7 protein-coding genes are annotated in these 10,794 nt (G+C 70.3%); 3 read left to right on the forward strand and 4 right to left on the reverse strand.

The window, feature by feature from the left end:
- Positions 1 to 17: 17 nt before the first annotated feature.
- Positions 18 to 2,384: a glycoside hydrolase family 31 protein gene (locus tag ACZ7M3_RS21580; RefSeq protein WP_472065204.1), complete on the reverse strand. Its 2,367-nt coding sequence runs from the start codon at positions 2,382 to 2,384 to the stop codon at positions 18 to 20.
- A 204-nt stretch (positions 2,385 to 2,588) separates the two neighbouring features.
- Between ACZ7M3_RS21580 and ACZ7M3_RS21585 the strand changes: the two genes are divergently transcribed.
- Positions 2,589 to 4,556, forward strand: coding sequence for an acetoacetate--CoA ligase (locus ACZ7M3_RS21585; RefSeq protein WP_388523253.1), 1,968 nt, complete (start codon positions 2,589 to 2,591; stop codon positions 4,554 to 4,556).
- Here ACZ7M3_RS21585 and ACZ7M3_RS21590 read toward each other — a convergent pair whose 3' ends face one another.
- Positions 4,557 to 5,876 (reverse strand): aminotransferase class I/II-fold pyridoxal phosphate-dependent enzyme, encoded by a 1,320-nt coding sequence (locus ACZ7M3_RS21590; RefSeq protein WP_472065206.1) that lies wholly within the window; start codon positions 5,874 to 5,876, stop codon positions 4,557 to 4,559.
- Between the two features lie 111 nt (positions 5,877 to 5,987).
- Here ACZ7M3_RS21590 and ACZ7M3_RS21595 point away from each other — a divergent pair, with 111 nt between their 5' ends.
- Positions 5,988 to 7,196, forward strand: coding sequence for an MFS transporter (locus tag ACZ7M3_RS21595; RefSeq protein ID WP_472065208.1), 1,209 nt, complete (start codon positions 5,988 to 5,990; stop codon positions 7,194 to 7,196).
- A 22-nt stretch (positions 7,197 to 7,218) separates the two neighbouring features.
- Positions 7,219 to 8,112, forward strand: a complete 894-nt coding sequence (locus ACZ7M3_RS21600) for a hypothetical protein (protein ID WP_472065210.1) — start codon at positions 7,219 to 7,221, stop codon at positions 8,110 to 8,112.
- A 68-nt stretch (positions 8,113 to 8,180) separates the two neighbouring features.
- On the opposite strand, the gene ptsP is transcribed toward ACZ7M3_RS21600, so the two are convergent.
- Both ptsP and ACZ7M3_RS21610 read right to left on the reverse strand, forming a co-directional pair.
- Positions 8,181 to 9,851 carry a phosphoenolpyruvate--protein phosphotransferase gene (gene ptsP / locus ACZ7M3_RS21605; protein WP_472065212.1) on the reverse strand — a complete coding sequence of 557 codons (1,671 nt, stop codon included), beginning with the start codon at positions 9,849 to 9,851 and terminating at the stop codon, positions 8,181 to 8,183.
- A gap of 83 nt (positions 9,852 to 9,934) precedes the next feature.
- The gene (locus ACZ7M3_RS21610) at positions 9,935 to 10,384 is read right to left on the reverse strand and encodes a PTS sugar transporter subunit IIA (RefSeq protein WP_099923862.1); all 450 of its coding nucleotides are present in this window, start codon (positions 10,382 to 10,384) and stop codon (positions 9,935 to 9,937) included.
- Positions 10,385 to 10,794 lie beyond the last annotated feature (410 nt).

Here is a 10,794-nt window from a genome sequence, read left to right on the forward strand (position 1 = left end):
AGGGTTCTCGGGGCCGGTCAACGCGCCCCGAGGCCCCGCACCCGGACCGGATACTCCGGCTTGCCCGCTCCGCCCTCTCCGTCCCGCCGCACGACCACGTGCTGCCCCTCCCAGCGCGTCACGTAGCGTTCGAGCTCGGGCTCGTCCCAGCCGTCGCCGGGGTCCGGCACGGCGAGCCCGCCCCCGACACGCCCGCGCGCCGGAGCCCACGCCTCCAGCTCCAGGCCGCCGTCGTCACCCCGGACGGGCACGACGGCACCCGCGCGCGCCAACACCGGAATCCGCGACAAGGGGGCATCGAGCAACACCTGGGCCGGCCCCTCGTACGCCTCCTCGGTCACCGTGTCGTACCAACGCCCCCGGGGCAACTGCACCGCACGACGGTCGGCCCCGTGATCCAGCACCGGTGCCACAAGGAGGCAGTCACCCAGCATGAAGGCGTCCTCGCAGTCCCTGAGCGCCCGGTCCTCCGGCGCCGCCCACCACAGCGGCCGCACATAGGGTGCGCCCGTGCGGCGCGCCAGCAGCGCCAGCGTCATGAAGTACGGGAGCAGCCGCCGCCGCTCGACGAGAGCCACGCGCGCGTGCTCCAGTACGTCCTCACCGAACTCCCATGGCTCCCGGCGCCCCGCCCGCAGACTCGCATGCGTACGGAACAGCGGCAGATACGCGCCGAGCTGGAACCATCGCAGGTACAGCTCGGGAGAAGGGCTGCCGTCGAAACCGCCCACGTCGGGACCCGAGTACGGAACCCCGCACAGCCCGAGCCCCATCACCAGTGACAGCGAGGCCCGCAGCCCGGGCCAGCCCGTGGCCACGTCTCCGGACCAGGTCCCTCCGTAGCGCTGCATCCCGGCCCACCCGGAGCGCGAGAAGAGGAACGGCCGCTCCTGGGGATCCAGTTCGCGCAGGCCCTCGTAGGCGGCTCGGGCCATGCCCAGGGCGTACACGTTGTGCGCCTCACGATGGTCGCCGCCGCGTCCCTCCAGGGAGTGCCGGGCCGACCTCGGCAGCGTCGACTCCCCGAACGCCGTGAACGACGTCGGCTCGTTCATGTCGTGCCAGAATCCCCCGAACCCCTGCGCCAGCCGCTCCTCGTAGAGGCCGCCCCACCACTCCCGCACACGCGCGTGCGTGAAGTCCGGATAGACCGACTCCCCGGGCCATGCGACTCCCCGCACAAGCCGGCCCGAGCCGTCCCGCACGAAGGCGTCCTCGGTGAGGCCGCTGTCGTACACCGCGTTGCCCGGCTCGGACTTGACCGCCGGGTCGACGATCGACACCAGCCGGATGCCGTCGCGGCGCAGCTCCTCGGCGAGCACCGGCAGCTTGGGGAAGCGCTCCCGATCCACCGTGAACACCTGGTGGGCGTCGTAGTGATCGATGTCCAGGTGGACCGCGTCGAGCGGCAGACCGCGCTCCTGATAGCCCGCGACGATCCGCCGCACCTCCTGCTCGCTGCCGAAGCCCCAGCGCGCGTGATGGTGCCCCAGAGCCCACGCGGGCGGCAGCGCGGGCGCCCCCGTGAGCGAGGCCCAGGCATGCAGCACGCGCGCGGGGGTGCCCACCATCAACCAGCAGCGCAGCGGGCCACCGTCCATCCGCAACTCGCATGTTCCTGCCCGGTCGTGCCCCGACCCCGCGCCCTCCTCGCCCTCGCGCAGGTGCACCGTGCCGTCCCAGGAGGTGTCGTGGAACACGAGATGCGTGCCCGCGTCGGAGACCACCATCTGCACGGGCATCGTGATGTACAGCGGATCGACGCCCGGCGTGAAGGTGTGCCCGGGATCCGTGTTCCACAGCCGGTACGTCCCGTCACGCAGCCTGGGACCGGCCGCGCGCCCGCCCAGGCCGAAGAACCGGGCGTCGGCGGCCACTTCCGAGCGCTGCATCCACCGCGCGCCACCCCCGTCGACCGGTTCCCACCAACGGGGCGGCAGATCACGGCGCAGGATCACACCACCCGGGGTTCGCACCTCGACGGCGCCGTGCCGCGAGACGACGACCGTCACCCGTTCGGCCACCACCCGCCAGCCGCCGTCCTTGTCGGGCTCCAGGACGGCCCGCGGGTCCGGCTCCGGGCAACGGCCCGCGAGCGCGTAGGACGGTTCCGGACCGGCCCCGTCCCAACCCCAGAACACCGCCCCGCTCACCGCGACCGTGATCCGCAACTCGGACCGCGCGAACCGGACGACCCCACCCCCGGGACCCGGCTCCGCCCCCTCCACCGGGCCGGGCACCCGCGCACGCTCGGCCCCCCGCCGCGGCAGCCCGGCGGCGTCGGCACGCCTCCTTCGCCATGCGGCCCGCACGGTACGCAAGCCCTGGGCCGCCCCCGTCGAACCGACCGTCTTCACCGAACGCACCAGGTCACGACCGTCCATGCTGCTCACCCTGCCATTGCCTGCGCCAAATGAGTGAGTCGTTCAACTTCCGTTCACCCGCGATGGGGGCACATCTTCACGCGGACGACCATCTGCGGCGCACCCTGGTGCGGAAGTCGATCACATGGCATCGTCCGTGTCAGCCGCGTGACGCGCACACCCCAGCTCGTGCGCGACCGACGCACACAGTCCGGGAGCCGATTCATGTCCACCGCGAACCCCTCAGCGCTCTGGCAGCCCGACCCAGGGCGCATCACCCAGGCGCAGGTCACGAAGTTCCAGGCCTGGGCGGCCGAGCACCACGGAGCCCCTTCCGACGGCGGCTACCCGGCACTGCACAGCTGGTCGGTGCGGGAACTGGACACGTTCTGGAAGGCCGTCACCGAGTGGTTCGACGTACGGTTTTCGACCCCCTACGCGCGCGTGCTCGGTGACCGCTCGATGCCCGGCGCCGAATGGTTCCCCGGGGCGACCCTGAACTACGCCGAGCACGCCCTGCGCGCGGCCGGGACCCGCACGGACGAACCAGCGCTCCTGTACGTCGACGAGACCCACGAGGCGACCCCGGTGAGCTGGTCCGAGCTGCGCCGTCAGGTCGGCTCCCTGGCCGCCGAGCTGCGCGCCCTCGGGGTACGCCCGGGAGACCGCGTCAGCGGCTATCTCCCGAACATTCCGCAGGCCGTGGCCGCCCTGCTCGCCACGGCCGCCGTAGGGGCCGTGTGGACGTCCTGTGCCCCCGACTTCGGCGCGCGCAGCGTCCTCGACCGCTTCCAGCAGGTCGAACCCGTCGTGCTGTTCACGGTCGACGGCTACCGCTACGGCGGCAAGGAGCACGACCGCCGGGACGTCGTCGCCGAGCTGCGCCGCGAACTGCCGACCCTGCGCGCCGTCGTCCACATCCCCCTGCTCGGCACCGAAGCCCCCGAAGGCGCCCTGAACTGGTCCGAACTGACCTCGGCGGACGTGGCGCCCGTCTTCGAAGAGGTCCCTTTCGACCACCCTTTGTGGGTGCTGTACTCCTCCGGCACGACCGGCCTCCCCAAGGCTATCGTCCAGTCCCAGGGCGGCATCCTCGTCGAGCACCTCAAGCAACTGGGCCTGCACTGCGACCTCGGCCCCGAGGACCGCTTCTTCTGGTACACGTCCACCGGCTGGATGATGTGGAACTTCCTCGTCTCCGGCCTGCTCACGGGCACCACGATCGTCCTCTACGACGGCAGCCCCGGATACCCGGACACGGGTGCCCAGTGGCGGATCGCCGAACGCACGGGAGCGACCCTCTTCGGCACGTCCGCCGCGTATGTGATGGCGTGCCGCAAGGCGGGCGTCCACCCCTCCCAGGACTTCGACCTCACGCGTGTGCAGTGTGTCGCGACGACCGGCTCGCCCTTGCCGCCCGACGGCTTCCGCTGGCTGCACGACGAGGTCCGCGACGATCTGTGGATCGCCTCCGTCAGCGGTGGCACGGACGTGTGCTCCTGCTTCGCGGGAGCGGTGCCGACGCTCCCGGTGTACATCGGGGAACTCCAGGCGCCCGGCCTCGGGACCGACCTCCAGTCGTGGGACCCCGGCGGCAAGCCCTTGATCGACGAAGTCGGTGAGCTGGTGGTCACCAACCCGATGCCGTCCATGCCCATCCGCTTCTGGAACGATCCTGACGGCAGCCGCTACCACGACAGCTACTTCGACACGTATCCCGGAGTGTGGCGCCACGGTGACTGGATCACCGTCACCTCGCGCGGTTCCGTCGTCATCCATGGCCGCTCGGACTCGACGCTCAACCGCCAGGGCGTGCGGATGGGGTCGGCCGACATCTACGAAGCGGTCGAGCGCCTCCCCGAGATCAAGGAGTCGCTCGTCATCGGTGTCGAACAGCCCGACGGCGGCTACTGGATGCCCCTCTTCGTCCACCTCGCCCCCGGAGCCGCGCTCGACGAGGCCCTCCTGAACCGCATCAAGCAGACCATCCGCGAACAGCTCTCCCCGCGCCACGTCCCCGACGAGGTCATCGAGGTGCCTGGCGTCCCGCACACGCTCACGGGCAAACGCATCGAGGTTCCGGTCAAGCGCCTCCTCCAGGGAGCCCCTTTGGAGAAGGCGGTCAACGTCGGCTCCGTGGACAACGTCGAGTTGCTGCACTTCTACGAAGAGCTGGCCCGCAAGCGCGGCTGATCAACCTCCGTAGGTGGCCTCGGACTCGCCGAGCACGACAGCGAAGTCCGAGGCCAGGCGCACAGCGTCGGAGGGTTCGAGTTCCGCGACCGAGATCCGTACACCGGGCGCGGAAGCGATCCTGAACCGCGCACCCGCCGCAACCCACCACCCGTAGGACCGCAGCCCATTGACGACGGCCGACTCGTCGCGCACCGGTACCCAGACATTCATTCCGCTCACGGAATGGGACGGGATCCCCTGCTCCGAGAGTTGGTGTCGCAGTGCGTTCCGCCGCAGCGCGTACGTGTCCTGTGCGCGGGCGACCAACGCGCGCGTGTCGTCGTCCGTCATCAGCCCGTACACCGTCTCCTGGAGCAGGTGACTGACCCAGCCGGAGGTGAGCAGCATCCGGCCGTCGTGCCGGGCCAGCGTGATCGGATCGCAGGCCGCAGCCGCCCACCGCAGGTCCGTCCCGAGGAACTTGCTCACGGTCCGCACGTGCACCCAGCGCGCAAGGCCGCCCGCGACCAGAGCGTGAAGAGGCGCATCGGCGACGGCGGACGCATGGTCGTTCTCCACCACGAGCACATCGGGTTCCTCCTGGAGTACGGCGACCAGAGTGTCCCGGCGCTCCGCCGAGAAGCGACCGCCGTACGGATTCTGCGCCCGTGGACTGCACACCACCGCGCGCACGCCGGCCCGTAGCGCGTCGCGCAAGGCCTCGGGTCGCATCCCCTGGTCGTCCACGGCGACCGGGACCGTACGCAGCCCCAGTGCCGTGACCAGGTCCAGCAGATGGTGATAGCCGGGGTCTTCCATCGCGACGGCGTCACCGGGACGCAACTCCACCGACAGCAGTCGTCCGATCAGATCGAGCGCGCCGTGCGCGAAGGTCACGTGTTCCGTCGGCACCCCGTCCGGTCGCAGCCAGTCGCGCACGGCGTCCTCCAACCGCGCCAGACGCGGCGTGCTGCGGTGCGACCGCGCGCCGGGGGAGAGGCGCGAGGGCGGCACCAGGTGCGGAAGCAGCCGAGGGTCGGGATGGCCACCTGCCAGGTCCCGCAGTCCGTCCGGCACTTTCGGTGGTCGTCGTGACGCCACCGAGGGAGCCGCGGCGACCACGGTGCCGCCCCGCCCGTGCGTCACGACGATCCCGCGCCGCCGCAGTTCCTTGTACGCCGTCGCGACCGTCCCCGGGCTCACCCCGAGCTCGTCGGCAAGTCTGCGTACCGGAGGCAGCGCCGCCATCGGCCCCAACGCGCCTTCGGCCACGCCTCGTTCGACGGACGAGGCAATTCCCTTGGCCGTCGCGCCACTGATCCCATATTGTGTTGCCACGTTACCAAGTATGTATCAATACATAAGTGGAAGCAAGGGGGAACGGTGGGACCGATCAGCCGCGCAGCCGCATGGTCGACACGCATTCCAGGAGGCCCCGGCGGCCGAAGAATGCTCTGGATCGCCCTCGTCGACCGGACCGGCAGCGGCCTGTGGGCAGCCGTCTCGGTCCTGTACTTCACCTACGTCACCGGCCTGTCCGTGGCACAGGTCGGCACCCTCGCCGCGGTCTCGGGGGCCATCGGCATCGCCGGCGCACCGCTCGGCGGCCGCATCGCCGACCGCCTGCCCCTCACCCGTGTCCTGATCTCCCTGCAGATCCTGCGAGCCCTGGCCTCCCTCGCCCTGCTCACCACCGACAACTACGCCCTGCTGCTGGCCTTCTCGGCCGCCGGCAGCTTCGGCGACCGGGCCGCCAACGTCCTCACCAAGCTGTACGCCACCCGCGTCTCCGGACCCGACCGCGTCCGCTATCAGGCCGTCACCAGAACCGTCGCCAACGCCGGATGGGCCCTGGGCGGCCTCACCGCCGCAGCCGCTCTCACGATCGGGACCACCACCGCCTACCACTGGCTCCTGACAGGAGACGCGCTGTCGTTCGTCGCCGCCGCGCTCCTCACCGTGCGCTGCGCCGAACCGCCGTCCCCCGCACGCACGATCGCCACGTCCAAGCACCCCGCCCCCATCACCAGGCCGGCCAGCCCCTGGCGCGACCGCGGCTATCTCGCGTACGTCGCCACCGAGACCGTCCTCTTCCTCGACGACGCCGTGTTCAAGGTCGGCCTGCCGCTCTGGATCGCCCACTCCGACCAAGCACCCCACGGCCTCGCCCCGTTGCTCATGGTTCTCAACAACCTGATGGTCGTGGCCCTTCAGGTCCCCCTGGCCCGCCTCGGCGCCACGACGGCCGCCGCGCGCTCCCTGCTCCTCCCCCTCTCCGCCGTCTTCGCTCTCGGTGGCGTCGCGATGGCACTCTCGGCCACGGGCGGAGCCTTCACCGCCACGCTGTTCCTCACGACCTCGGCCGTCGCCTTCACCGTGGCGGAGATGCTGCACGCCACCGTCTCCTGGGAACTCTCCGTCGCCCTCGCGCCCGGGACGGCCCAGGGCGCCTATCTGGGCGTCCATGGACTGGCGCAGTCCGCCCAGCGCAGCATCGGACCACTCGCCGTCACCGCGGCCATCGCGACCGGCCCCCTCGGCTGGACGACCTTCGGCGCGACCATCGCCGTGACCTGCGTGTTTCAGCACCGTCTGGTGCGCGACCAGCTCTCCCGCACCGCGTTGTCAGTGCCGCCAGTTACTGTGAGTGAGCATTGATCGACTGCGCACAGGGGGAAACATGGCGCACACCGAGCACCAGACCATGCGACGCGTCCTGCGCCGCGAAATCGCCGGCACCATCGGTCTGCTGACCGACGAGCGCGACTTCACGGTGATGCAGCGCTACCGCACCTTCACGTTCAACGACCACACGACCTACCTCCAGCAGGTGGAATCCCTGCTCAGGACCCTTGCAGCCCAAGGCAGCCACACCACCGTCGCGCTCTTCGACCCCGAGGAGTACGCGGAGTTCTGCACGCACAACGGCCTGGAACCCGACACCGCCGCAAGCCGCACACGCTTCACCGCCGAACTCGCCGCCACCGGCCCCACCGTCGCGTACGAGGGACAGCCCCTCGCCGAACTCGTCCCCGACCTCGTCGACGAAGCCGTCCGCAAAGCGACCTGGGAGTACGCGACCACACTCCTGTCCCGCATCGGCAACTGCGCGTCCTGCGGAGAGGACATCGGACGAGCGTCCTTCGCCCGCGCCTCCCACCTGCTCACCCGCGTCCTCGACACCGCGAGCCCCGGCGAGCGCCACCTCGTGTGCAGCGTCTCCGCGGCACCCGAAACACTCGTCGCGGTGCTGCGGGCCGACGACGACGCCGAGGGCACCACCCGCCTCGACGAGGCGGAAGCCCTCGAATTCACCACCGTCCTGGCCCTGGGTCTTGCCACCGGTAGCGCCGGAGGACTCGTCATGCGCACCACCGCCCCCGACACGACCGACCGCGTCTACGGATGGCGACTGCGCGGAGAAGGCCTGCAACCCCTCACCGCAGGCGAGGTCTTCGACGCCTACTGCACCGATGTCACATCCGGAGACCTGGTCTCCCCGGAGTCGGGCGTCGACTACTGCGTACCACCCGACCTCGGCAACGGAGGGGAGGCGACAGGCCACACGCACTGAACGCGAAGGGGCGCCCCACCCGCAGGTGGAGCGCCCCTGAGCAACCTTCGCTCGACGAACGGTCCCGGCTACTCGCCGGACAGCACCGCCTGGGCCGCCGTGCGCGCCTCGTCGGCCGTGTCCGTGGCACGTGCCGCCGCGGCGGCACGCTCGCACTGCGCCAGCGTGTACTTGGCGAGCGTCGCCCGGACATAAGGAATGGACGCGGCACCCATCGACAGGGAGGTGACCCCCAGACCGGTCAGCACACACGCGAGCAGCGGATCGGACGCAGCCTCACCGCAGACACCACAGCTCTTGCCCTCGGCCTTCGCCGCCTCGGCGGACACGGCGACCAGGTCGAGCAGCGCGGGCTGCCACGGGTCCTGCAGGCGGGACACCGCTCCCACCTGCCGGTCGGCTGCGAAGGTGTACTGCGCGAGGTCATTGGTCCCCAGCGACAGGAACTCGACCTCCTGGAGGATCGAGCGAGCCCGCAGCGCGGCCGACGGAATCTCCACCATCGCGCCGAACTTCGCCTTCAGCCCGGCGGCACGGCACGCGTCCGCGAACGCCTTGGCGTCGAGGCGGTCGGCGACCATCGGCGCCATGACCTCGAGGTAGACCGGCAGCCCCTCCGCGGCCTTCGCGAGTGCCGTCAGCTGCGTACGCAGGACATCGGGGTGGTCGAGCAGGGTGCGCAGACCTCGTACACCCAGTGCCGGATTCGGCTCGTCGGCCGGAGTGAGGAACTCCAGCGGCTTGTCCGCGCCCGCGTCCAGCACCCGCACCACGACACGCCCCTCGGGGAACGCCTCCAGCACCTGCCGGTACGCCTCGACCTGCTTCTCCTCGGACGGCGCCTGCTTGCTATCGTCCAGGAAGAGGAACTCGGTACGGAACAGACCGACACCCTCGGCCCCGGCCTCGACAGCGGCCGGCACATCGGCGGGACCGCCGACATTGGCCAGCAGCGGCACCTTGTGTCCGTCGGAGGTGGCACCCGGTCCGGTCGAGGCAGACAGCGCCGCCTTCCGCTCGGCAGCCGCGGCCTCCAACTGCGCCCGCTTCTCGGCGCTCGGCTCCACGAAGATCTCGCCGGTGCTGCCGTCCACGGCGACCACCGTGCCTTCGGCAAGCTCTCCGGCGCCGGGGAGCGCGACGACGGCGGGCACTCCGAGCGCCCGAGCCAGGATCGCGCTGTGGCTGGTCGGCCCGCCCTCCTCGGTGACGAAGCCGAGGACGAGAGTGGGGTCGAGCAGCGCCGTGTCCGCGGGCGCAAGGTCACGCGCAATAAGGACGTACGGCTCGTCGCTGTCGGGGACGCCCGGCATGGGCACCCCGAGCAACCGGGCCACGATACGGTTCCGCACATCGTCGAGGTCGGCCACACGACCGGCGAGGTACTCACCGGCACCCGCCAGCAGCGCGCGATAGGAAGCGAACGCGTCATAGACGGCACGCTCGGCCGTGCTGCCGACCGCGATACGCCGATCCACGTCCGCCATCAGCTCGGGGTCCTGGGCCATCATGGCCTGCGCCTCGAGCACCGCCTGGGCTTCGCCCCCCGCCAGATTGCCGCGCGCCATCAGATCGGCCGCCACAGCCTCGACGGCCTTACGGGCGCGCCCCTGTTCGCGCTCCGCGTCCTCCGCCGGGATCTGCTTGGCAGGCGGCTCAAGCACCGCCGTTCCCATGTGCCGAACCTCGCCGATCGCCACACCGTGGCTCACGCCGACGCCTCGCAGCGTTGTCTCCATCTCACCCGTCTCCGGTAGTGCGGCGCGTCCCGCCGCCGCGGTCGTTTTCGAACCTGCCGTCTACGACGGCAGCGCTGTTGGTGTCACTGCCAGCTGAAAAGGGCGTCGCCGGCCTTCACGTCGCCGTCTTCGCGGAGATCGGAGAGGGAGTCGGCCGTTGCCTCGAGCGCCACGATCGGGCAGATCGGGGACTTGCCGGCCACCTCGACGGCGGCCGGGTTCCAGCGCACGACGGCCTGACCGCGCGTCACGGTGTCACCCTTGTTGACGAGAAGTTCGAAGCCCTCGCCATTGAGCTGCACTGTGTCGATGCCCAGGTGTGTGAGCACGCCATGGCCCTCTGCGTCGACGACGACGAAGGCGTGCGGGTGAAGCGAGACGATCACCCCGTCCACGGGGGCGACAGCCTCCCCGGGCTCACGCACGGGGTCGATCGCCGTGCCGGGGCCTACCATCGCTCCGGAGAAGACGGGATCCGGTACCGCGGTGAGTCCGATGGCACGTCCTGCAAGAGGGGACGTCACGATGGTCATGGGAAGCCTCCCAGGGGTGGAGATTCATATGGGCCGTCACTGCCTGTACCGGACGGCGCACTGTTGAGCAGGGTATGTCATACGAACTGCCGGTTCCGCATGAGAGGTCCCGGTTGGCGGCCCTAGAACACCGCGCAAACGATTTGCGCGCGCTCCAAACCCCCATGTAGAGTCGTACTCCTGCTTGAGGCCGAGCGACGCGACCAAGCGTCCTTGCCTGGCAGCACCCAACTTGTCAGATCCTATCTCGGGGTCTGGTTCTGCATGTCCGCAGAGCCGTGGTCAGAGAGACGGAAAATCGCTGATAGTGTTTGGACCGCCGGAAAGGGAAACGCGAAAGCGGAAACCTGGAAAGCACCGAGGAAATCGGATCGGGAAACGGTCTGGTAGAGTCGGAAACGCAAGAACAA

The organism is Streptomyces sp. NPDC111656 (assembly GCF_055656965.1).